Origin of the sequence: Nocardia sp. CA-135398, assembly GCF_050955845.1 — a bacterium.
Classification (GTDB): Bacteria; Actinomycetota; Actinomycetes; order Mycobacteriales; family Mycobacteriaceae; genus Nocardia.
Map to the genome: position 1 here is coordinate 7,649,119 of NZ_CP192084.1, position 20,843 is coordinate 7,669,961.

23 protein-coding genes are annotated in these 20,843 nt (G+C 65.3%); 12 read left to right on the forward strand and 11 right to left on the reverse strand.

The genetic code is table 11. From position 1 onward, the window contains the following. Positions 1–13 precede the first annotated feature (13 nt). The 3 genes from ACQP1T_RS34010 to ACQP1T_RS34020 are packed head-to-tail and all read left to right on the forward strand — an operon-like array spanning position 14 to position 2,003. Entirely contained in the window at positions 14–364 is a 351-nt protein-coding gene (locus tag ACQP1T_RS34010; protein ID WP_040686879.1) for a hypothetical protein, read from the forward strand. After that, entirely contained in the window at positions 361–708 is a 348-nt protein-coding gene (locus ACQP1T_RS34015; protein ID WP_433757099.1) for a YbaB/EbfC family nucleoid-associated protein, read from the forward strand. The genes ACQP1T_RS34010 and ACQP1T_RS34015 overlap by 4 nt, the downstream gene beginning before the upstream one ends. A 26-nt stretch (positions 709–734) precedes the next feature. Next, a complete protein-coding gene (locus ACQP1T_RS34020) occupies positions 735–2,003 on the forward strand; it encodes a primosomal protein (RefSeq protein WP_433757100.1) in 1,269 nt (422 codons plus the stop codon). Here the strand turns inward: ACQP1T_RS34020 and ACQP1T_RS34025 are convergent, their stop codons facing one another. The 3 genes from ACQP1T_RS34025 to ACQP1T_RS34035 all read right to left on the reverse strand — a co-directional run bounded on the left by ACQP1T_RS34025 (position 2,004) and on the right by ACQP1T_RS34035 (position 5,340). Then, complete coding sequence (locus tag ACQP1T_RS34025; protein WP_433757101.1) at positions 2,004–3,101, reverse strand: adenosine deaminase; 1,098 nt, start codon at positions 3,099–3,101, stop codon at positions 2,004–2,006. A 510-nt stretch (positions 3,102–3,611) separates the two neighbouring features. Continuing rightward, a complete protein-coding gene (locus ACQP1T_RS34030) occupies positions 3,612–4,898 on the reverse strand; it encodes a thymidine phosphorylase (protein WP_433757102.1) in 1,287 nt (428 codons plus the stop codon). 46 nt (positions 4,899–4,944) lie between these two features. Further along, positions 4,945–5,340, reverse strand: a complete 396-nt coding sequence (locus ACQP1T_RS34035) for a cytidine deaminase (RefSeq protein ID WP_433757103.1) — start codon at positions 5,338–5,340, stop codon at positions 4,945–4,947. 762 nt (positions 5,341–6,102) lie between these two features. Here ACQP1T_RS34035 and sdhC point away from each other — a divergent pair. The 5 genes from sdhC to ACQP1T_RS34060 all read left to right on the forward strand — a co-directional run bounded on the left by sdhC (position 6,103) and on the right by ACQP1T_RS34060 (position 9,909). After that, positions 6,103–6,501 carry a succinate dehydrogenase, cytochrome b556 subunit gene (gene sdhC, locus ACQP1T_RS34040; protein WP_433757104.1) on the forward strand — a complete coding sequence of 133 codons (399 nt, stop codon included), beginning with the start codon at positions 6,103–6,105 and terminating at the stop codon, positions 6,499–6,501. 1 nt (position 6,502) lies between these two features. Further along, complete coding sequence (locus ACQP1T_RS34045; protein ID WP_062982838.1) at positions 6,503–6,934, forward strand: succinate dehydrogenase hydrophobic membrane anchor subunit; 432 nt, start codon at positions 6,503–6,505, stop codon at positions 6,932–6,934. Between the two features lie 13 nt (positions 6,935–6,947). After that, on the forward strand, positions 6,948–8,714 hold the full coding sequence (gene sdhA, locus ACQP1T_RS34050) for a succinate dehydrogenase flavoprotein subunit (RefSeq protein ID WP_433757105.1): 1,767 nt from the start codon (positions 6,948–6,950) through the stop codon (positions 8,712–8,714). Continuing rightward, positions 8,714–9,484: a succinate dehydrogenase iron-sulfur subunit gene (locus ACQP1T_RS34055; protein WP_433757106.1), complete on the forward strand. Its 771-nt coding sequence runs from the start codon at positions 8,714–8,716 to the stop codon at positions 9,482–9,484. Before sdhA ends, ACQP1T_RS34055 begins: the two co-directional genes overlap by 1 nt. Before the next feature lie 92 nt (positions 9,485–9,576). Further along, positions 9,577–9,909: a GNAT family N-acetyltransferase gene (locus ACQP1T_RS34060; protein WP_433757107.1), complete on the forward strand. Its 333-nt coding sequence runs from the start codon at positions 9,577–9,579 to the stop codon at positions 9,907–9,909. A gap of 5 nt (positions 9,910–9,914) precedes the next feature. Here the strand turns inward: ACQP1T_RS34060 and ACQP1T_RS34065 are convergent, their stop codons facing one another. Together ACQP1T_RS34065 and ACQP1T_RS34070 are read right to left on the reverse strand one after the other, a co-directional pair. Further along, on the reverse strand, positions 9,915–10,598 hold the full coding sequence (locus tag ACQP1T_RS34065) for a JAB domain-containing protein (protein WP_433757108.1): 684 nt from the start codon (positions 10,596–10,598) through the stop codon (positions 9,915–9,917). A gap of 164 nt (positions 10,599–10,762) precedes the next feature. Continuing rightward, the gene (locus ACQP1T_RS34070; RefSeq protein WP_433757109.1) at positions 10,763–10,966 is read right to left on the reverse strand and encodes a type II toxin-antitoxin system VapB family antitoxin; all 204 of its coding nucleotides are present in this window, start codon (positions 10,964–10,966) and stop codon (positions 10,763–10,765) included. 118 nt (positions 10,967–11,084) lie between these two features. On the opposite strand from ACQP1T_RS34070, the gene ACQP1T_RS34075 reads away from it, so the two are divergent. From ACQP1T_RS34075 to ACQP1T_RS34085, 3 genes are all read left to right on the forward strand, one after another. Next, the gene (locus tag ACQP1T_RS34075) at positions 11,085–11,645 is read left to right on the forward strand and encodes a DUF4396 domain-containing protein (RefSeq protein WP_433757110.1); all 561 of its coding nucleotides are present in this window, start codon (positions 11,085–11,087) and stop codon (positions 11,643–11,645) included. Between the two features lie 127 nt (positions 11,646–11,772). Continuing rightward, entirely contained in the window at positions 11,773–12,666 is an 894-nt protein-coding gene (locus ACQP1T_RS34080) for a phenylalanine 4-monooxygenase (RefSeq protein ID WP_433757111.1), read from the forward strand. Positions 12,667–12,808: 142 nt separating this feature from the next. After that, positions 12,809–13,480: an ester cyclase gene (locus ACQP1T_RS34085; RefSeq protein ID WP_433757113.1), complete on the forward strand. Its 672-nt coding sequence runs from the start codon at positions 12,809–12,811 to the stop codon at positions 13,478–13,480. Positions 13,481–13,502: 22 nt separating this feature from the next. Here the strand turns inward: ACQP1T_RS34085 and ACQP1T_RS34090 are convergent, their stop codons facing one another. Further along, positions 13,503–14,108 carry a TetR family transcriptional regulator gene (locus ACQP1T_RS34090; RefSeq protein WP_433757114.1) on the reverse strand — a complete coding sequence of 202 codons (606 nt, stop codon included), beginning with the start codon at positions 14,106–14,108 and terminating at the stop codon, positions 13,503–13,505. Further along, entirely contained in the window at positions 14,098–15,642 is a 1,545-nt protein-coding gene (locus ACQP1T_RS34095) for an MFS transporter (RefSeq protein WP_433757115.1), read from the reverse strand. The genes ACQP1T_RS34090 and ACQP1T_RS34095 overlap by 11 nt, the downstream gene beginning before the upstream one ends. Positions 15,643–15,769: 127 nt before the next feature. Between ACQP1T_RS34095 and ACQP1T_RS34100 the strand changes: the two genes are divergently transcribed. After that, the gene (locus ACQP1T_RS34100; RefSeq protein ID WP_433757116.1) at positions 15,770–17,059 is read left to right on the forward strand and encodes a D-alanyl-D-alanine carboxypeptidase family protein; all 1,290 of its coding nucleotides are present in this window, start codon (positions 15,770–15,772) and stop codon (positions 17,057–17,059) included. A 435-nt stretch (positions 17,060–17,494) separates the two neighbouring features. On the opposite strand, the gene ACQP1T_RS34105 is transcribed toward ACQP1T_RS34100, so the two are convergent. The 4 genes from ACQP1T_RS34105 to ACQP1T_RS34120 are packed head-to-tail and all read right to left on the reverse strand — an operon-like array spanning position 17,495 to position 20,548. Further along, a complete protein-coding gene (locus tag ACQP1T_RS34105) occupies positions 17,495–18,205 on the reverse strand; it encodes an ESX secretion-associated protein EspG (protein WP_433757117.1) in 711 nt (236 codons plus the stop codon). After that, the gene (locus ACQP1T_RS34110) at positions 18,202–19,536 is read right to left on the reverse strand and encodes a hypothetical protein (RefSeq protein WP_433757118.1); all 1,335 of its coding nucleotides are present in this window, start codon (positions 19,534–19,536) and stop codon (positions 18,202–18,204) included. The genes ACQP1T_RS34105 and ACQP1T_RS34110 overlap by 4 nt, the downstream gene beginning before the upstream one ends. A gap of 2 nt (positions 19,537–19,538) precedes the next feature. Then, a complete protein-coding gene (locus tag ACQP1T_RS34115) occupies positions 19,539–20,177 on the reverse strand; it encodes a DUF3558 domain-containing protein (RefSeq protein ID WP_433757119.1) in 639 nt (212 codons plus the stop codon). Further along, the gene (locus ACQP1T_RS34120; RefSeq protein WP_433757120.1) at positions 20,174–20,548 is read right to left on the reverse strand and encodes a hypothetical protein; all 375 of its coding nucleotides are present in this window, start codon (positions 20,546–20,548) and stop codon (positions 20,174–20,176) included. Before ACQP1T_RS34120 ends, ACQP1T_RS34115 begins: the two co-directional genes overlap by 4 nt. Positions 20,549–20,843: the final 295 nt, after the last annotated feature.

The following is a 20,843-nucleotide window of genomic DNA, read 5'->3' on the forward strand; positions in this document are numbered from 1 at the left end:
GAGCGAACCACTAATGTCCCAGCCCCAGACCCCGCCGATACCGAATGTGACGGTGGCGTCGAGCACCAACCGATCGGGCACCATCTCGGTCCGTGCCACCGATCAGGGCATGCCGATCGAGATCAAGTTCGAGCGCAGCGAATACCGTTACGGCGCACAGACTCTGGCCGATGAGATCCTGCGGCTGACCAAGCGCTCCACTGTCGCCGCCAGGGCCCGCCGCCGCGAGCTGCTCGCCGAGGCGGGTATGCCCGCCGACATCCTGGACAAGCTCGGTCTGCCGACGCGCCAGGCCGCGGTGGACGAACTGGACCGGATAGATGACGCGGACACGGGACCGACGAGCTGGATGAGGCCGGTATGAGCGCTGAGATGGATGCGTTGGTCGCCAACGCGACGGCGAAACTGGAGGCGCTCGAGGCCGCCCTGTACGGCCTCGAGCAGGTGCACGGCCGGTTCCGGACCGAGGACGGGACGGTCAGCGTCGAGGTGAACAGCGACGGCGCGCTGGTCGCGTTGAGCCTGTCGGAGGCGGTCACCTCGCTGCCGCCCGCCGAGGTCGGTCAGCTGATCGTATGGGCCTGTCGCCAGGCCGCCGAGGACGCCGGCGCGCAGCGATCGAAGGTCGTTGCGACACTGAACGAGTCATTCGCGGTGGCGCCGGAGGGTGCCCCCGGAAGCATTGGAGGCGGGCCGGATAGTCACTGACTCGGAAGGTCGATAGGCTTCCGCACATGGCTTCTGGAGACATCGTCCCGATCGAGCTCGGCCTGACCGACGGCGATCTCGTCACCCTGTGGGCACCGCGCTGGCGCGACGGTGATGACGAGTGGGAGGCGTTCCTCGGACACGAGGACTCCCTCTACGGTTTCGAGACCGTCGCGGAGCTGGCCGCATTCATCCGGACCAACTCCGATAACGATCTCGTGGACCATCCGGCGTGGAAAGTCGTGTCCGGGTTGTCGGCGGTCGAACTGGAGCCGGAGGAGAACTTCACCTTCGATCTGGTCGGGGTGCCGGAACTGGTCGCCAGCGATCCCGATGTGGACACCATCGCCGAGCTCGACGACACGCTCAGCATGGTGCGCAATATCGGTGAGGTATGCGAGCTGGAGACGGTGACCAAGTTCTTCGGCTCGCATCCGGTGGTCGGCGCGCTGGCCAGCGGCGTGAGCGCCTTCGTCGGGCGCGACGGCGAGGAGCTGTGGGATCAGATCGGCGCGGCCATCGCCAAGGGTTGGGACGATGTCCTCGACGCCATCGACTCCGTGGTGCAGACCCCCGAGGTCGATGCCGAGGCGGTCGCGGTCGCGGAGGCCGAACTGCTCGCCGCGGAGGAGAACGTCGTCGACGCCGATGACGCGGCCGACAGCGAGGAGGACGAGGAGTTCGAATCGGTCGACCTCGATGCCGATGACGAGGACGAAGAGGAGGAGGAAGAAGAGGAAGACGAGTCGTTCTGGCATGAGGTCGGCATCGACCCGGTCAAGATCGTCACCTCCGACGGCACCTACTTCACGTTGCGCTGCTACCTCGACGACGAGCCGATCTTCCTCGGCAAGAACGGATCCATCACCGTCTTCGGCTCCGAGCGCGCACTGGCCCGCTACCTGGCCGACGACCACGAGCACGAGCTGGCGCGGGTGAGCACTTACACCGATGTGCAGACCGCCGCTGTCGACGGTTCGCTCGAGGTCGAGGTGACCGACGAGAACGTCTACGTGCTGCCCGGTCTCGCCGACGATCTGGCCGAGGGTCCGGAGGCGGTCGATATCGAACAGCTCGATCTGGCGGTCGAATTGTTCACCGACGCAGCCGATTACGCCGACGACGACACCGTCGAGCAGGCGCTGGCGCAGTCCACCCCGCTCGGCTGGTACGTCTCCTACCTGCTGAACCCGGACCCGACCCGCCTGGCCCCGAACCCGCCGTTCACCGCGGAGGCCCAGAGCTGGCGGGACCTGGAACGCAACTTCGAGTCCCGGCTCACGCAGGAGAAGTAACTAGCCGAGCAGTACGGCGTAACCCGGCTTGATGATGTCGTCGATGATGCGCAGGCGTTCGGGGAACGGGATGAACGCGGACTTCATCGCATTGATGGTGAAGCGTTCGAGGTCGCTCCAGCCGTAGCCGAAGGTCTCCACCAGCTTGAGCATCTCCTGGCTCATGCTGGTATCGCTCATCAGGCGGTTGTCGGTATTGACGGTGACGCGGAAGCGCAGCCGGGCCAGCAGGTCGAACGGATGCTTGTCGAGTGCTGGGACCGCACCGGTCTGCACATTCGACGACGGACAGAGCTCGAGCGGAATTCGGGCATCCCGCACATAGTTCGCGACCAGTCCGAGCTGCGCGTCCTCGATCGCACCGGGAACAGTGATGTCGTCGGTGATCCGCACGCCGTGGCCGAGCCGGTCGCAGCCGCAGAATGCCAGTGCCTCGTGGATGGACGGCAACCCGAACGCTTCACCGGCGTGAATGGTGAAGTGCGCGCTGTTGGCTCGCATGTATTCGAAGGCGTCCAAGTGGCGGCTGGGCGGGAAGCCCGCTTCCGCGCCCGCGATATCGAAACCGCCAACACCACGATCGCGCCACCGCACCGCGAGTTCGGCGATCTCGCGCGAACGCGCGGCATGCCGCATGGCGGTCAGCAGGCAGATCACCACGATCGGGTGACCGGCCTCTGCCGCGGCCGCGGCACCCTCGCGGAATCCGGCGAGGGTGTGCTCCACCACCTCGTCCAGGGTCAGGCCGCGCTCCAGATGCTGTTCGGGAGCGAAGCGCACTTCGGCATAGACCACGCTGTCGGCGGCGAGGTCTTCCGCACATTCCCGAGCCACGCGGCGCAGCCCCTCGGGGGTCTGCATCACCGCGACGGTATGCGCGAAGGTTTCCAGATAGAGCTCGAGCGAGCCGCTGTCGGCCGCATCGCGGAACCATGCCGCCAGCTCGGTCTCATTGTCGGCGGGTAGGTCGTCGTAACCGCAATCGGCGGCGAGCTCCAAAACCGTCGCGGGCCGCAGACCACCGTCGAGATGATCGTGCAGCAGCGCCTTGGGAGCTTGGCGGATCGAGGCAAGGGTCAAAGGCATCGGTCCTGTCATGACCACACGTTAGCCGCACCGCCCCCTTCATGCGCCTGTGATTGCGCTCTCCGCTACGCCCACCCGAGACATAACCCGCAATGTCCCCAGCTCGAGTAGCCGATGGCCATCCCATGAGTACCGGAAAGCCCCTTTGACCAGCCAAGAATTAACGTAGCGGTCGGTTTCCTGCCCACTTGTCGCAACCCGCACACCTACCTCGGCGCGATCGACTCGCACTCAGGCTCGGACGTGTCGCAGTCGTTCGATGAGTGGACGGCATACACCGCCACACGAAGTTGGGGCGCCGCGCTTGCGGTTGCCCGGTTGACCACGGCCCAGCGAGCAAGCTCATGCGGCCGGTTGAATCCGTGCGGGCAGTACGAGTTCATGCGGAGCACGCGAGATCGCGCGGACAGGCAAGCTCACGCGCAGCCGAGTCCAGATCGGGCAGGCGAAGTCCGTGCGCCCGGTTCATGCGCTGGGGAAATCGTGCGTCGGGCAAATCGGGTGCGGCAGTTCGCTGTGGCGTCAGGGGGCGATGCGGTCCAGGACCGAAGGGGTTGGCGGTGGGGGTGTGGTTCCGATGGTGTAGGCGTTTTCGAGGGCGGCGAGGGCGGTGGAGAAGGCTTGCGGGGTGTCGGTGTGCAGGGTGAGTAGGGGCTGGCCGGTGGTTACGGGATCGCCTGGCTTGGCGTGCATTTCGATGCCTGCGCCGAATTGGACGGGGTCGCCCTGGCGGGCGCGACCGGCGCCGAGGCGCCAGGCGGCGATGCCGACGGCCATGGCATCCAGGCGGGTGAGCACACCGTCTTGTTCAGCCCGCACGATCTCGGTGTGCTTCGCACGCGGCAGGGGCGCGTCCGGATCGCCGCCTTGGGCCTGAATCATGGCACGCCAATGGTCCATTGCACGGCCATCGGCGAGCACGTCGGCGGGATCGATATCGAGTCCCGCCTGGGCGACCATCTCGCGGGCGAGAGTGAGCGTCAGTTCGACGACGTCGGCGGGGCCTCCGCCCGCGAGCACCTCCACCGATTCGGCGACCTCGAGTGCATTGCCGGCGGTGCGTCCGAGGGGTGTGTCCATCGCGGTCAGTAGTGCCACTGTCCGCACCCCGGCGTCGGCGCCGAGTTCGACCATGGCCGTTGCCAATTCGCGCGCACCGTCCAGGGTTTTCAGAAAGGCGCCCGAGCCGACCTTCACATCCAGGACGAGCGCGGCGGTCCCTTCGGCGATCTTCTTGCTCATGATCGAGCTGGCGATCAACGGTATGGATTCGACGGTTCCGGTGACATCACGCAGCGCGTACAGGCGCTTATCGGCGGGGGCGAGATCGGCTCCCGCCGCGCACACCACCGCGCCGATGCCGGGATCGGACAGAATCTCGCGCATCCGCGCCACCGGCACATCGGCCCGCCAGCCCGGGATCGCCTCCAGCTTGTCCAGCGTGCCGCCGGTATGCCCCAACCCGCGCCCGGAAAGCTGCGGCACGGCGGCCCCACAGGCGGCGACCAACGGCGCCAATGGCAACGTGATCTTGTCCCCCACCCCACCGGTCGAATGCTTGTCCACCGTCGGCCGCGCCAGATCCGTGAAGTCCATCCGCCGCCCCGACGCGATCATGGCATTCGTCCACCGCACGGTCTCCCGCCGCGTCATCCCACGCCACACGATCGCCATCGCCAACGCCGCCATCTGCTCGTCGGCCACCGCCCCCTTGGTGAATCCATCCACCACCCAATCGATCTGCGCATCCGACAGCTCCCCACCGTCGCGCTTGGTCGTAATGATCGAAACCGCGTCCACTGCCGTCACACCGGCAAGTCTGGCACGGGACACGCTCGCCCACCCTGAGCAAAGCCTAGGTCTGCCCGGCATCCAGATCGTCGGGTCCGAAGGCGTCGGGCAACAGGTTTCGTAGCGGAACGGGTCCGGCCTTGTGGTCGACAAGCAGGTCGGGTCCGCCGTGTTCGTAGAGCAGCTGTCGGCAACGCCCACAGGGCATCAGGATTTCGCCTCGGGAATCGGTAACGGAAACAGCCAGCAACCGCCCACCGCCGCCCGCGCACAGGTTCCCGATCAGTACGCATTCGGCGCACAGGCCCAATCCATAGGAGACATTCTCTACATTGCACCCGACGACCACTCTGCCGTCGACCAGCCCGGCCGCCCCGACCGGGAATCGCGAATACGGCGCGTACGCCCGCTGCATCACCTCATATGCGCTGGTCCGTAAGAGATTCCAGTCGATATCCACGTGTTCGCTACCTTCCGTGGTCGAGGGCGGGTGTCCAGATTCCAGTGCGCGGCTCGTCAGCCTGATTTTCTACGCACCGGATTTTCTGTGCAGCGAGGTGCCGTTGTCGACTCGGCGTGAGTGCGTGCTGTTTCCGGCGCTCCGGTGCGGATCGGAGTTGTGGGAGCGCGGCTCCGTCACCGGCGTGCGGAACGCGAACTCATGACTCGATTGCTGGAACGACGTCGATCGGGGTTGTAGCGAAATTCAGCCGTAGTCGAGCCGGAATCTGCGATAGTTTTCTGTTACCGATGAGTAGGTTATCGCCCGTCGAATGAGACATTTTCCACACTGCCGACGCTCACAATTCGGCTCGTGGAACTGAGAGCCCCGACGCCGGCCGGGAACCACGAGTTCGACGCATAGACGTTGCGCATAACTTGAATCACCTTGTCGCACAAGATTTTTCAGGCGAATTCCGATATCGGCACCCCAGGCCGAGCCGAGCCACACCCGCCCACGCAGGGGCTACGGCGCATCCCATTACGCATCAAGAAAGGTAAACCTAACTCCCTCGACTGTAGCGCAACGCACGGCACGCCGAATTAGTTCCGCGATTGCGAGGGGATTAGAGTCCAGAACAGATCGGTTCAGGTTCCCGGCGGCGGGCCCCGCGCGAGCTATTTGGAGCAGCAAAGCGCAGCCACCTGGGCATTTACATCCACGTCGCCTGCCTCGGACTTGCAACCGGGTCCATCAACGACGTTGGAGGCACCGCACTCTATGACCACGATAGAAGCTCCGGCACAGCCGAAGCGGAAGACGCTGTACCGAGGCGACCCCGGAATGTGGTCCTGGGCGCTGCACCGGATCACCGGTGTCACCATCTTCTTCTTCCTCTTCGTGCACGTCTTGGACACCGCACTGGTTCGGGTCAGCCCCGATACCTACGACCACGCCATCGAGACCTACAAGAACCCCATCGTCGCGCTGATGGAGATGGGCCTTGTCGTCTGCGTGCTGTTCCACGCGCTCAACGGCGTCCGCGTGATCCTGGTCGACTTCTGGGGCAAGGGCCCCAAGTACCAGAAGACGATGCTCTGGGTGATTCTCGCCGTCTGGTTCCTGCTGGTGGTTCCGGCCGTCGGTCGCCAGTTCTTCTACCTGTTCACGGAGCACTGACATGAGCGCACCTGTTCTCGGTAAGTCATACGACCGGCCCGCGAGCCTGGACCTCCCCCGCTCGCCGCGTGCCCGCTCCAACAACAACTTCGAGAAGTACGCGTGGCTGTTCATGCGCTTCTCCGGCCTGCTGCTGATCGTGCTGGTCCTCGGCCACATGACGATCATGCTGCTGCTCGACGGCGGCGTGAAGCGCCTGAACTTCGCCTTCGTCGCTGGCCGCTGGTCCAGCCCGTTCTGGCAGTTCTGGGATCTGACCATGCTCTGGCTGGCCCAGCTGCACGGCGGCAACGGCCTGCGCACCGTGATCGCGGACTACTCGCGCAAGGACTCGACCCGGTTCTGGCTGAACACCCTGCTGGCCATCTCGATGATCCTGATCGTGGGCGTCGGCACCTACGTCATCTTCACCTTCGACCCCAACATCAGTTAGGAACAGGCACTCGATGAGTGAATCCCGGATTCAGGAGCACCGCTACGACGTCGTCATCGTCGGTGCCGGTGGCGCCGGTATGCGCGCCGCGATCGAGGCCGGTCCCCGGGCCCGCACCGCCGTCCTGACCAAGCTCTACCCGACCCGCAGTCACACCGGCGCGGCACAGGGCGGCATGTGCGCCGCACTGGCCAATGTCGAAGAAGACAACTGGGAATGGCACACCTTCGACACCGTCAAGGGTGGCGACTATCTGGTCGACCAGGACGCCGCGGAGATCATGGCCAAGGAGGCCATCGACGCGGTGATGGACCTGGAGAAGATGGGTCTGCCGTTCAACCGCACACCCGAGGGCAAGATCGACCAGCGGCGCTTCGGTGGTCACACCCGCGATCACGGTAAGGCCCCGGTCCGCCGCGCGTGCTACGCCGCCGACCGCACCGGCCACATGATCCTGCAGACGCTGTACCAGAACTGCGTCAAGCACGACGTGGAGTTCTTCAACGAGTTCTATGTGCTCGACCTGGTCATGTCCGAGACCGACCGCGGTCCGGTCGCGACCGGTGTGGTCGCCTACGAGCTGGCCACCGGCGAACTGCATGTCTTCCACGCGAAGTCGATCATCTTCGCCACCGGCGGTTCCGGCCGGATGTACAAGACCACCTCGAACGCGCACACGCTGACCGGTGACGGTATGGCGATCGTGTTCCGCAAGGGTCTGCCGCTGGAGGATATGGAGTTCCACCAGTTCCACCCGACAGGCCTTGCCGGTCTGGGCATCCTGATCTCCGAGGCCGTCCGCGGTGAGGGCGGCATCCTGCGCAACGCCAGCGGCGAGCGGTTCATGGAGCGCTACGCCCCCACCATCAAGGACCTCGCGCCGCGTGACATCGTCGCCCGCTCGATGGTGCTCGAGGTGCTCGAGGGCCGCGGCGCCGGACCGAACAAGGACTACGTCTACATCGACGTGACCCACCTCGGCGAGGACGTGCTCGAGGAAAAGCTGCCCGACATCACCGAATTCGCGCGCACCTACCTGGGTGTGGACCCGGTGAAGGAACTGGTGCCGGTCATGCCGACCTGTCACTACGTGATGGGTGGCATCCCGACCCGGATCCGCGGCGAGGTACTGCGCAACAACACCGATGTGGTGCCCGGTCTGTACGCCGCGGGTGAATGCGCATGCGTCTCGGTGCACGGCTCCAACCGTCTCGGCACCAACTCGCTGCTCGACATCAATGTCTTCGGCCGCCGCTCCGGCATCGCCGCCGCGGAATACGCCCAGCGCACCGAGTTCGTCGAGATGCCGGAGAACCCGGCGAAGATGGTGCAGGACTGGCTGGCCATGCTGCTGTCGGAGCACGGCAACGAGCGCGTCGCGGATATCCGCACCGAATTGCAGTACACGATGGATATGAACGCCGCGGTGTTCCGCACCGAGGACACCCTCAAGCAGGCGCTCACCGATATCCACGCGCTCAAGGACCGCTACACCCGAATCACGGTGCAGGACAAGGGCAAGCGCTACAACAGCGACCTGCTCGAGGCCGTCGAGCTCGGCTTCCTGCTGGAGCTGGCCGAGGTCACCGTGGTTGGCGCGCTCAACCGCAAGGAATCGCGCGGCGGCCACGCCCGCGAGGACTACCCGGACCGCGACGACGTCAACTTCATGCGGCACACGATGGCCTACAAGGAGGGTGCGGAGCTCATCTCCGATATCCGCCTCGACTTCAAGCCGGTGGTGCAGACCCGCTACGAGCCGATGGAGCGTAAGTACTGATGACTGCCGTACTCGAAACACCCCCGCAGAAGGCCGCACCGGTGCCCGAGGGCTCGGTCATGGTCGACGTCAAGGTCGCCCGGTTCAACCCGGAGGACGAAAAGGGCGCGCACTGGGAGACCTTCCAGGTGCCGGTGCTGCCGACCGACCGCTTCCTGAACGTGCTCATCTACATCAAGTCCTACCTGGACGGCACGCTCACCTTCCGCCGCTCCTGCGCGCACGGCGTCTGCGGTTCGGACGCCATGCGGATCAACGGCGTGAACCGGCTGGCCTGCAAGGTGCTGATGAAGGACATGCTGCCCAAGAGCGGCAAGACCCTCACAATCACCGTCGAGCCGATCCGCGGCCTGCCCGTGGAGAAGGATCTCGTGGTCAACATGGAGCCGTTCTTCGACGCGTTCCGTGCCGTGAAGCCCTACCTGATCACCTCGGGTAACGAGCCCACCCGCGAGCGCATCCAGAGCCAGGCCGATCGCGCCCGGTTCGACGACACCACCAAGTGCATCCTGTGCGCCTGCTGCACCACCTCCTGCCCGGTGTACTGGAGCGACGGCAGCTACTTCGGCCCGGCCGCGATCGTGAACGCGCACCGCTTCATCTTCGACAGCCGTGACGAAGGCGCCCGCGAACGCCTCGACATCCTCAATGATGTCGAAGGTGTCTGGCGCTGCCGCACCACCTTCAACTGCACCGACGCCTGCCCTCGCGGCATCGAGGTCACCAAGGCCATCCAGGAAGTCAAGCGCGCACTGCTGTTCGCCCGCTGACCCGAGACACCCGAAGGCCGCCCGCATCGAAAGATGCGGGCGGCCTTCGTCGTCTGCGCAATAAACGGCGGTACGGATGCGTTCCAGGGGGCATGAGTGAAATGAAAGTAGAGGTAGTCGGCGTGCCCGCGCGCAATGCGTACGAGATCCGACTCGATGGCACGACCGTCGGCGAGGAGCTGTATTTCGATGACGGTGCGCACCGGGTGTTCTATGCGACCGAGGTCGATCCGGCGTTCGGCGGCCGCGGATTGGGCAGCATTCTGATCCATGACGCGCTGGCGGACACCGTGGCCAGCGGCCGACGGATCGTGCCGGTGTGCCCGTTCGTGGTGCGGTGGGTCACCAGGCACGACGATTTCGCGGCGAGTGTCGACGAGCCGACACCCGGACTGCTGCAACGCATTCCAGCGCTGCCCCGCTGACCGCATCACGCGCCGGACCGGTGCAGAGGTGCGGCGCTGGCCCACCCCTCCCCCGCGATCACCACGTGGTCCAGAAAGCGCAGGCCGACGGTGCGCGCGGATTCGATGAGCAGGCTCGTCGCGCGACGGTCGTCGAAGCTGGGGACCGGGTCGCCGGAGGGGTGATTGTGCACGACCGCGAAGGCGCGACCGTCGTGGCGCAGTACGGTATTCAATATTTCGCGGACCGGGACGGCGACCTGATCGATCGCGCCCTCGGCGACGAATACCTTGTGCCGCAACCGATTCTGCGCATCGCACACCAGCACCAGCAGCCGTTCGACGCGGGCACCGGCGAACAGCGGCAGCGCCACCCGGACGACATCGGCGCCGCCGTCCATGCGCGGCGCGGTTTCCGGACTGTTGCGGGCCCTGGTGCCGAGATGGAATGCGGCGATGATGGCCGCGGCCTTGGCGTCCCCGACGCCCGCACGCCGCGATAATTCCTCCGGCCGCGCGGCCGCCAACCCGGCGATGCCGCCGTGCGCGGCAATCAGTTCGGCGGCCATATCCAGTGCGCTCTCACCCCTACGCCCCTGACGCAGCAACAGGGCGAGCAACTCACTGTCGCTGAGCGCGTGCGGGCCGAGCGTGAGCAGCCGTTCCCGTGGACGTTGGCCGGATGGCAGTTTGGCGATGGGTACCGACATCAATCCCCCTCGAATGCGGTGCGATCTCGGCATCATGCCAGCCCGCACCGACAGGTCGGCCGCGATGGTCTGCGCCCCCGCCTCGCGATATCGCGAGGCGGGCAGTACCTGATCGAACCGACTCCGCCGCAGAAAGGGCTGCGCTGCCCGACGCGGTGACCCGATCAGCCGTCGGAAACCGCGATCTCGGGTCCGGGCAAGGGGCACAGCACACCGGCAGCCAATCGCTCCAGATGGTGAAGTTGCCGCTCGTGCACAACGATTCGGCGCAGCGCCTCGTTGATGGTGGCGTCGCTCGTCGACGTGCCCATGATGGCGGCCGCGGCGGCGAGCAGTTTCTGGTCGAGATCGATCCGCACGGATTTCATGCGCCCTCCTTCGTACATTCGCCATATTGCTTTATCCGGCCCGCTGATGTCTGGCAAATCGGGCACAACGGCGGGATCGACATTTGACTAATTACCCTACGGGGGTATAGTTCCACGCATGGAGCATGAGCACGGAACGCCCGTCGATCACCACGAACATGCCGGGCATGCAGCACATTCCGCGCATCAGGCGGCCGCAGGGCACACCCGGCACGCAACCACCGAACATCACGCTCCGGCGTCCTGGGGAATGGCCGCCCAGGCCACCCTGCACTGCCTCACCGGCTGCGCGATCGGCGAAATCCTCGGCATGGTGATCGGCACCGCGCTCGGCTGGAACAACACCGCGACCATGGTGCTGGCGATCGTGCTGGCCTTCTTCTTCGGCTACGCGCTGACCATGCGCGGCGTACTGAAGGCGGGTCTGCCGCTGGCCGCCGCCATCACCACCGCGCTGGCCGCGGATACGGTCTCGATCACGGTCATGGAAATCGTCGACAATGCCGTCATCCTCGCCGTGCCGGGCGCCATGAACGCGCATCTGGATACGGTGATGTTCTGGTCGACACTCGCCTTCTCCCTGGTGGTCGCCTTCATCCTCACCACACCGGTAAACAAGTGGATGATCGGCCGCGGCAAGGGCCATGCGGTAGTGCACGAATTGCACGGCCACCACTGATCAGCTCGCCGCCGCAGGAGCCGGTCTGCTGCCGGTAATTACGCGAAAAAGCCCGCCCAGCTAGGCAGTTTGACCATCTGGGCGGGCTTTTGTTGTCGCGACCGCCCGGCGGTGCTTGCATCGAGGTATGTTCACCGAAGCTCAGCTGTACTCGCCGGTGACCCGATCCGGCGATGGCGATGTCATGGTGCACCTGAGCGACGAGCACCCCGGCGTGCACGATCCGGATTACCGCGCCCGCCGAAATGCGATCGCCGCGCTGGCACTGGATTACGCACCGGGTAAACCGTTGCCGCACATTCACTACACCGACGCGGAAGAAGAGGTGTGGCGCATCGTGTCGGCCGAACTCGCCCGCAAACACCAGAAGTACGCCGCCACCGAGGTACTCGCGGCCGCGGCCCGGCTCGATTTGCCGCGCGATCACATTCCGCAGCTCGACGAGGTCTCCGCGGCACTGACCCCGCTGACCGGATTCCGCTATGTGCCCGCCGCGGGCCTGGTGCCCCTGCGCGAGTTCTTCGGCTCCTTCGCCGATCGGACCTTCCACTCCACCCAGTACATCCGGCACCACTCGGCCCCGCTGTACACCCCGGAGCCCGATGCCATCCACGAGATCATCGGGCACGCCAATCAGATCGCCAGCCCGCGCTTCGCCGCCATCTACGAGGCGGTCGGCGCGGCTGTCGCCCGGCTGACCACCGAGACGGCGCTGAAGTTCCTCGCCGATGTGTTCTGGTTCTCCATGGAGTTCGGCGTGGTTCGCGAGAAGGACGAAATTCGTTGCTACGGAGCCGGTTTGCTGTCCTCCTACGGCGAGATCGAAGAGTTCCAGCACGCCGAGCTGCGACCGCTGGACGTGGCGACGATGGGCACCGCCGTCTACGACATCACCCACTACCAACCGATTCTGTATTGCGCACAGTCGATTTCGGAGATCGAGGATGTGATCGGCGGCTTCTTCGCCACCATGGACGACGATTCGCCGCACCGCGTGCTGCACAGCACGAGTAGAATGTGACACATCATCGTTTAAAACTCGAAAGTTGCTGGGAGACATTACAGTTCGGCAAATTGTCCGTCTCGCCAACATGCCGCGACAACCGACCAACCGACTGTTAGCCTGCCTCGCGTCCGATCTCTTCGAAGGGGCGAGAGCCGAGATGACAGTTGATACACCGGATTCCACAACCGAGACACCGCTGTGGCTACAGGGCCGGGACGCGGTGGTCGCCGCGACACCGGCCGAGGATTGGCGCAACGGCGCGCCCGACTACCACCTGACCAATGAGACCGTGCCGCGCGAGCGCACCACCGACCACGCGGCGGGTTCGCTCGAGGCCATCGTCGAGGATCTGGTGCGGGTCTTCGAAATGGAGGTCTCGCACAAGAAGGATCCGGCGACCTGGGTGTCGCTGGTTGCCGAACACTACCGGGGCCGGGTCAACGGCGGACCGTGGCAGGACGCCGAGGAATTCGCGCGGATCGGCAGCTACAACATCCTGATCGGCGATAACCCGTACTACGAGGTCGAACGAGAGACCTTCGAGTCCTCGCACGAGACCTTCCACACCGCCTTCCCGAAGGGCTTCTTCTGGGAGGTGCTGGAGGTGCTGGCCGGACCGCCCGCGGTCACATTCCGCTGGCGGCACTGGGGTCGCTACGACGGCGAATACAAGGGCCACCAGCCAACCGGCGCGTTGATCGAGATGTTCGGCGTGACAATCGCCCGGGTCAGCGACGACCTGCGCATTCTCGAACTCGAGCATTTCTACGACAACAACAAGCTGCTCGGCCCATTGGCACACGGGTGCCCGGTTACCAAGTCCGCCTAGGATTTTCGGCCGCTCGGCAGCATCACTGCTTGCCGAGCGGTAACCCTGCCTCCAGGAAATCCAGTGCGCGATTGAGGTTCTCGGCATTCAGCGGGTTGAACCTCGCGATGCCGAGCGCGACTCCCGCGATGGCGCCTGCGGTCACGCGTATCTCGAAGTCATCGGCATCCCGGCCCATATGGTCGGCGAGCAGACCGGCCATCAGGTCGATGCCCCGTTGCAGTTCCAGTCCGATGGCCGCGCGCAGCTCGGGCACGTGATACAGCAGCGCCTGACGCTCCTGTTCGAATGCCAGCTCGGCCGCGGGCAGATTCGCGAAAACCCCAGCCACCGCATTGCGGAATGCCGTCATCGGCGCGATGTCGTGCGGCTGGGCCCGAATCGCGTCGATCATCAGTGGATCGAGATCGTCGGCCAAGACCAGCTGTTCCTTGGTCGGGAAATAGCGGAAGAAGGTGCTGGGTGATACCTCGGCCGCCGCGGCGATCTGCTCGACGGTGGTCTCGGTATAGCCCTGCTCACGGAACAGCCGGAACGCTTCTTCGCGAATCGTCCGGCGGGTCCGTTCCTTCTTCCGCTCGCGCAGGCTCTGCGCGGCCGTCCCGTCCGCGGGCAGTTCAACCGACATGTGTCGATTCTGGCCCATCGACGGCCACCAGCGCGTCCGGTATCGCGTCCTGGCGTTGTGGTGCGGCAATCGACCGCCCGGGCAACACCCGCAGCGCGAGCGGCACCGCCACCGCACAGATGGCCGCGCACACCCACAGCATCGCGCTCATCCCGCCGACGAACGCCGACTGCACCTGTTCCAGCATGGCGGCATCGCCGGTCGACTTCGCAACTGCCACACCGGCATTCACGCTGTCGCGAATCGGGTCGACATTCAGCGCCCCGAGATCGCCGCGGTACACGGTAGCCAGCACGGTGCCGAGCAGCGCCACCGCGATGGTGCCCGCCGCCTGACGCAGCGCCTGCACCAGTGCCGAGCCGACGCCCGCGCGGGCGACCTCGAGATCGTCCAGCGCGACCGCCATGCCGACCGGCAGCCCGAGGCCCATGCCCGCACCGGTCAACCCGACCCACAGGGCCACGAACCAGTACGAGGTCCCCAGTTCGGTCAACCCGCCCAAGCCCAGGCCGAGTGCCAACACCGCCAAGGCGAGTGCCACCATCAGCGCCGGACCCAGTTTGGGCTGCAACCGATCACCCAGCCGCGATCCGATCAGTAGTCCGGCGATCAACGGCAGCAGGCGCACGCCGCTGCCGAGCGCATCCGCGCCGAGAACCGCCTGGAAGTACTGCGGCACAGTGAAGAACAGGCCGAACAGGCCGAAGGTGATGATCACGGTGAAGGCCGCCCCCCAGCGGTAACCGCGGCTGCCGAACAGGCCCAGATCGACCAGCGGGAAGCTCGCGCGCCGCTGCCACCCGATGAATACCGCGACGATCGCGACACCGCCGAGCAGCGCACCCCAACCGAGCCCATTGCCCCAGCCCTTATCACCGAGCCGGATGAATCCGTAAGTGACGCCGACCATGCCGAGGATCGACAGCGCGATGCCCGGCAGATCCATCGGCCGCTGATCCGGATTCCGTGATTCCGGCACCAGGGCCGCGACGGCCGCCGCACCGAGCACCACCATCGGGACATTGATCAGGAATACCGAACCCCACCAGAAGTTATCGATCAGCCACCCGCCGAGGATCGGACCGAGCGGCAGGCCGAGTGCGGTCGAGGTGACCCAGATGTTCATGGCCTTGGCTCGCTGCGCCGAATCCGGGAACAGCACCGGCAACACCGCCATCGACAGCGGCATCATGACCGCCGCCGCGACGCCGAGCACAACTCGGGCCGCGATGAGTTGACCGGCGGTGGCGGCGAAGGCGCAGGCCAGCGAGGCCGCTCCGAATAGCACCAGCGCGCCGAGCAGCAGCTTTTTGCGGCCGTAGCGGTCGCCGAGCGCGCCCGCGGGCAGCATCACGGCCGCGAGCGCCAGTGTGTACGCGCTGCTGAACCACTGCAGCGCGCCGGTATTCGCGTTCAGGTCGACGGCGAGGGTGGGCAGCGCGACCGTCAGCACGGTCATATCCAGGCCGATGGTCAGCATCGCCAAGGCCAGCGCACCCAGCGCCAACCAGCGGCGAGTCGAGTCTGTCTGCATAACCCCTCCAGAAATTGATAGCTACAACTTTTTGATAGTAGCTCTCATTTAGTAGTTCATGTCAATACCTGCCCTATCCGTGTCTCCTCCGGGCCCATCACGCGGCCGGTCAGTAGGCTCGCAGCCGATGAACACCCGGGACCTTCGCCTCCTCCTCGCACTCTGCCTCGGTTCTGCGCTGGCCATTACGGCCGTGACCTGGGGTCCGGCCGCGACCGTTTCGCAGGCGACGCCGACGACCACCACGACGACGCCGTTCAGCACCCCGAATACCGACAGCTGCCCGCAGAAGACGAAGCCGCCCAACCCGATCGACGAATCCGAGGTCCCCGAACCCGGACAGCCGACACCGACCCCGCTGGCCGTGCCGATCCCGCCGGTCGGCGGCTCACGACTGGGTGAATGCGGGGTCGTCATCCCGCGCGGCGCACCGCCGGTGCCGCAGGACATTTCCGCCACGGCCTGGCAGGTATCGGATCTCGATACCGGTGAGGTGCTCGCCGCCAAGGACCCGCACGGGCGCTACCGGCCGGCCAGCACGATCAAGGTGCTGCTCGCGACCGTCGCGCTGCGCAGCCTCGACCTGAACAAGCCCGTCGCCGGTACGCAGGAGGACGCGAATGCCGACGGCACCCGTGTCGGCATCGGTCCGGGTGGCCGTTACACCAACCGACAGCTGATGCAGGCGCTGATCATGGCGTCGGGCAACGATGCAGCGCATGCCATCGCCGCCCAGCTCGGCGGCGACGCCGCCGCGGTGCAGAAGATGAACGAACTGGCAAAGTCGTTGTACGCCTTGGATACTCGCACCGCCAGCCCGTCCGGTCTGGATGGTCCCGGCATGAGCACCTCGGCCTACGACCTGTCGGTGTTGTTCCGCGAGGCGATGACAATTCCCGTGTTCGCCGAACTCATCCACACCGAACAGGTCGACTTCCCCGGCTACCCCAAGGACCCGCAAAACCCTGACGACAAAGACCATCCGGGCTTCCCCATCGCCAACGACAACCACCTGCTCTACGACTACGACGGTGCACTCGGCGGCAAGACCGGCTACACCGACGACGCCAGACAGACCTTCGTCGCCGCCGCCCAACGCGATGGCCGCCGCCTCGTCGTGACGCTGCTGAAAGCCGATGTGCTGCCGCTGCGTCCGTCGGAACAGGCCGCGCGCCTGCTCGACTACGGATTCGCCCTGCCGAAGAGCGCCACCGTCGGCAAACTCCCCGAAACCAAGTCCGCATCCACGAAAGGCACTGCCGGACTTGCCTCCCCGCCCCCGAAAGACACCGACCATGCCGAGCCCGCCGATGAACCCGACAACCACGCGGGGAACCGCACGCTACTGCTGGTAGGCGGGGTAGTTCTGGTCCTCGCACTGCTATTCGGAGCTCGCCGCGTCAACCGCCACCGATAGTGTCGTCGGGAAGTTCCGGTGCGGGGGGCGAATCGGAGGTACCGGACTTCAGAGGCTGTTGGCGAGTAGGGCATATTGAGCCTGCCATACGCGGTCGCGTCGGTACCGGTGGATTCCAGGAGGCGCTGAGTGGCGGACTGGTCCGCGGCGTAGTGACCGACCACGGCGGGCGCCCAAGCCGGCGCGGGGGCGCCAGATCGCCACTTGGATAACGAATTCCCGGCGAAGTAGCAGTGACCAACCATGATCAGTGTCCTCACAGCATTCAGCAACGAAAACGACCAGGACCTAGCCGAATTCGAACCTAACCGCGCCCACCGGGGAACGGTCCCACCGCGAACTGCCCGAGCTGGCCAGGCGTCCGAGGCGGAATTTTGGGCATCCGGCCACTCTGGCGGTCGACCGTGAGGCGACCCTCGGTGCTCGAGCGACGGATCAGGAGATCGGGTGGACCATGCGGGTGATTTCGCGGCGGATCGCGTGCTGGTCGCAGGGGGTGATGTGGAATTCGTTGTATCGGTGGCGGTAGTGATAGCGACCGTCGCCGTCGATGTCGAACCAGTTCAGGTATTCGGGTGGGGCGGGCTGTGAATCGCGTAGGCCGCGAAGGATTTCCACGGTTCCGGACCCTGAGCGCGGGGCGCGCAGCAGGCGGTAGATCCGGTCGGACGCTGCCTCTTCGATGCCGGTCCAGGACTCCAGATTGTCGACCAGGCATTGGACATCCTCGGCCACCGCAGGATGCCGTCCGGGCGGCACGTCGCCGAGCACCGCCGTGAACACGGCGGGCACGATTGCGGCGGTGCCGACTTCGAGCACGACATTGCCGCCGAATTCGGGGTCGGGGCCAGGCCGTTGCACCAGCGTGACGCCGATGTCGGCGTCGATCGCGCCGAACGCGCGAAGCGGGCGTCGCCGAGTTCCTATGAGCGTCAATGCGATTGGCGGGTCGGCAGCCACCCGCAAGGCGGCCGAGAGGTCCGGGTTGCCGTGCAGCGGCATGCGACGGTCCAATTCGCGGGTGAGCTGGTCGAATTCGTCCTCCCAGCGCACCGAGGCGATCAGGCGCAACGGAAACGGGTAGCGATCCGACCGGGTCTCGCGCCAGATGTGCATGAACTCATCGGGCGTGAACTCGAACTTCACCCGCGCTCACCGTTCGCCGCAGGCGCATCGGAACCGATCGCCTGGGGAACCGCGGGATCGTCCGGGCCGACCAGTTCTTCGTACTGGCCGATCAGGTAATCGGGGACCTTGCGGCTCGACTCGTCCTCCCCCGATTTGCGCCCCGCGCCGGGCGACGACATGCCCGACATGCCGTTGCGGCCGGTGCTGGCCGCGCTGGTCGCCGCCGTGGAAACCTTTGCAGCGCTGGCATTTCCGGTCGTCGGCACGCCGGTTACGCTGCGGCCTGGGCCGGGTGTGGTGCTGCTGCCGAGTCCGGAGATGCTGCCCGGTCCGGAGGTGCCGAGACTGCCCGGATGTCCCGAAGTCGTCGGGGTGGTGGTCGTTGCGGCGGGCGAGGTGGCGGTGGTGCTCGCGGCCGTGGTCGGGGATTGCGTCTGTTGTCCGGTAGTGGAATTCGAGTCGAGACTCGTGGGGTTCACCGTGCCCGGATCGGTCCCAGATGTCCCCGATCCGTTCGACTCGCCGTTGCCGGCGCCGGTGTCACCGGTGCCCGCTCCGGTGGTGCCGCCACCGCTGCCCCCGTTACTTCCGCCCGGACCGCTCACGCCCTCGTTGCCCCCACCCGGCGATGTAACCGGCACGAATGTAGGCACACCGGACCCGGCGGGACCGTAGGACGGTTTGTAGTTGTTGTTCATGGTGTCGATCGCCGTGCGATGCAGCGCCTCGATGCCGCGCTGATAGGCGACCTCCTGACTGTCACCGGCCCCGGCAAGTCCCGCGCCGATCGCGGAAATAATGACCTGCGCGGGATCCAGCGATGTCGCCGAACCTCTGCCGCCTTGCGCCGCGGACGGTGGCGGCACCGTCATCTTCACCACTTCGGCGGCCGACGCCACACCCTTGATCCGATGCCCGCAGGCATTGATCACCTGCTCGACATCACTTGCCTGCCGATAGAACGTCTGCGCCGCGGCAAGAGCCGCATCGGCCATGGCGCCCTCGATGCCCGACGCCAATGCCTTCTGAATCGCGATATTCGCGCCAAGCAGCCCACCGCTCAGCGCCGTGGCGATACTGATCCAGGTATCGGCCTGCTGATGCATGATCCCCGGACTCATCTGCTGTGCGTGGGTATAGATCTCCTCGTGAGTGATGCCCTCGAACTGCTCCATCCGAGTGATGTACGCCGAATCCTGGCCGCCAGCGGACAGTTTCGTCTCGTACTGCTCCACACCCTGCTGCTGACCGCGCGCAAGCGTGCTCGACCGGGTGGTGTCGGGCTTGCGGCTCGAATCGAATGCACCGAGCGCCGAAGGAACATTGTTGATGTCGAGAGGGCCGGTCATGGTTAGTTGTCCTTGCCGATCTCCGGCTCGATGGTGGAGGCGATGTCGGTTATGCCGTCGCAGGGGTTGAGGTTTTGCGGGGCGCGGTCGGTGAGGTCGACCGCTATTTGCACGAAACCCACCTTGGTCTGAACATCAACCTGGCAACTCCGCTTCATGGACGTGGCGGGGTCATGGACCAACAGAGCTTGGCGTCCGTTCACAGTGATCGGCTCGCTGTATGAACCGACCTTCGCGAGGTTTTCCGCCCAAGTCGCGTTTCCCGAGTTCAATTGGAGGTTTCTCAAAGTCGAGCGAAAGTCGCAGGTAAGGAAGCTGTACTCGGCCACGAGGTCGTCGCCACGTGCCCGGGATGCGGGATCGAATCCAGCTCGTCGAGCTGTGTCATCGCTGATCCATGTACACGGGTCGAAGACGACCTTGGGGCGTCCCGTGCTGGCCGTGTACTGGTTGTCCTGCGATGGCGGTTGAAGCTTTGGGTTTGTTATTGTCGGCCGCGCTGGTTGTGTCGCGGTGGTCGACGTAGTTTGACCTGAATTGGCAGTGTGCTGTGTGGAGTCGCTGCCGAAGGAACAACTCACCACAACTGGTGCGATCGTTATCGCAAATAGTGCAAGCCAGGTATTGCGTATTCCCCTCATGAAGACTGCACCTCCGAGGTAGCGGTACTGACCGACCGCGCATACACAGCGTCGGCTTCCTCGACTAGTTGACCAGCACGCAGGTATGCCGCCGCCATCTTCAACGCGGCCTCTTTCATCCCGCTAAGAGCATCCGTCATCTGCACAGCCTTGCGCGAAAACCCTTCTTGAAGCTGCTTGGCCGACTCGAACCCACCGAAGCCATCGAGCCGCTGCAAACGAATCGATCGATTTATCTCTGGATCGAGCGTCGTCTCAACGAACCTGGTGTAGACATCGGCGCACCGCCGTGCAGCGTCGGCCTCCATCCGAAATGTTCCCCCAGTAGCTTGCTGATACAGCGCATTTGCGGCCGATTGCCCCACTTCCATCGGCGCTCCCTCCCTCGCTGTTCGTGCGCTTACTGTACTGGACGCGTGAAACGCTCAATCGGTTCCATTGGGACGCAAAACGTTCTCGATTGGTTCCGATGCTGGGGATTCAGGCGACGCCTGCCGCACTCGGCGCGGACACTTACCTCGAGCAGCGTGCGGTGCCGGGCTCATGGCGGGCCCAGTGAACCCGACGGACGCAAATACGCCGACGCTGACCTGATCCGCGAAAGCCTCAAGGATGCAATCCTTCCTGGTGTTATGCCCCGATCGCATGATCATTCGCGATGTGGCC

Bases quoted from the DNA above. Each gene is read 5' to 3' on its own strand.
- sdhC (WP_433757104.1), top strand. From the start codon at position 6,103: ATGACCACGATAGAAGCTCCGGCACAGCCGAAGCGGAAGACGCTGTAC.
- ACQP1T_RS34045 (WP_062982838.1), top strand. From the start codon at position 6,503: ATGAGCGCACCTGTTCTCGGTAAGTCATACGACCGGCCCGCGAGCCTG.
- ACQP1T_RS34015 (WP_433757099.1), top strand. From the start codon at position 361: ATGAGCGCTGAGATGGATGCGTTGGTCGCCAACGCGACGGCGAAACTG.
- ACQP1T_RS34070 (WP_433757109.1), bottom strand. From the start codon at position 10,966: ATGAAATCCGTGCGGATCGATCTCGACCAGAAACTGCTCGCCGCCGCG.
- ACQP1T_RS34095 (WP_433757115.1), bottom strand. From the start codon at position 15,642: ATGCAGACAGACTCGACTCGCCGCTGGTTGGCGCTGGGTGCGCTGGCC.
- ACQP1T_RS34115 (WP_433757119.1), bottom strand. From the start codon at position 20,177: ATGAGGGGAATACGCAATACCTGGCTTGCACTATTTGCGATAACGATC.
- ACQP1T_RS34085 (WP_433757113.1), top strand. From the start codon at position 12,809: ATGACAGTTGATACACCGGATTCCACAACCGAGACACCGCTGTGGCTA.
- ACQP1T_RS34110 (WP_433757118.1), bottom strand. From the start codon at position 19,536: ATGACCGGCCCTCTCGACATCAACAATGTTCCTTCGGCGCTCGGTGCA.
- ACQP1T_RS34075 (WP_433757110.1), top strand. From the start codon at position 11,085: ATGGAGCATGAGCACGGAACGCCCGTCGATCACCACGAACATGCCGGG.
- ACQP1T_RS34010 (WP_040686879.1), top strand. From the start codon at position 14: ATGTCCCAGCCCCAGACCCCGCCGATACCGAATGTGACGGTGGCGTCG.
- ACQP1T_RS34090 (WP_433757114.1), bottom strand. From the start codon at position 14,108: ATGTCGGTTGAACTGCCCGCGGACGGGACGGCCGCGCAGAGCCTGCGC.
- ACQP1T_RS34120 (WP_433757120.1), bottom strand. From the start codon at position 20,548: ATGGAAGTGGGGCAATCGGCCGCAAATGCGCTGTATCAGCAAGCTACT.
- ACQP1T_RS34065 (WP_433757108.1), bottom strand. From the start codon at position 10,598: ATGTCGGTACCCATCGCCAAACTGCCATCCGGCCAACGTCCACGGGAA.
- ACQP1T_RS34055 (WP_433757106.1), top strand. From the start codon at position 8,714: ATGACTGCCGTACTCGAAACACCCCCGCAGAAGGCCGCACCGGTGCCC.
- ACQP1T_RS34025 (WP_433757101.1), bottom strand. From the start codon at position 3,101: ATGACAGGACCGATGCCTTTGACCCTTGCCTCGATCCGCCAAGCTCCC.
- ACQP1T_RS34060 (WP_433757107.1), top strand. From the start codon at position 9,577: ATGAGTGAAATGAAAGTAGAGGTAGTCGGCGTGCCCGCGCGCAATGCG.
- sdhA (WP_433757105.1), top strand. From the start codon at position 6,948: ATGAGTGAATCCCGGATTCAGGAGCACCGCTACGACGTCGTCATCGTC.
- ACQP1T_RS34080 (WP_433757111.1), top strand. From the start codon at position 11,773: ATGTTCACCGAAGCTCAGCTGTACTCGCCGGTGACCCGATCCGGCGAT.
- ACQP1T_RS34100 (WP_433757116.1), top strand. From the start codon at position 15,770: ATGAACACCCGGGACCTTCGCCTCCTCCTCGCACTCTGCCTCGGTTCT.
- ACQP1T_RS34020 (WP_433757100.1), top strand. From the start codon at position 735: ATGGCTTCTGGAGACATCGTCCCGATCGAGCTCGGCCTGACCGACGGC.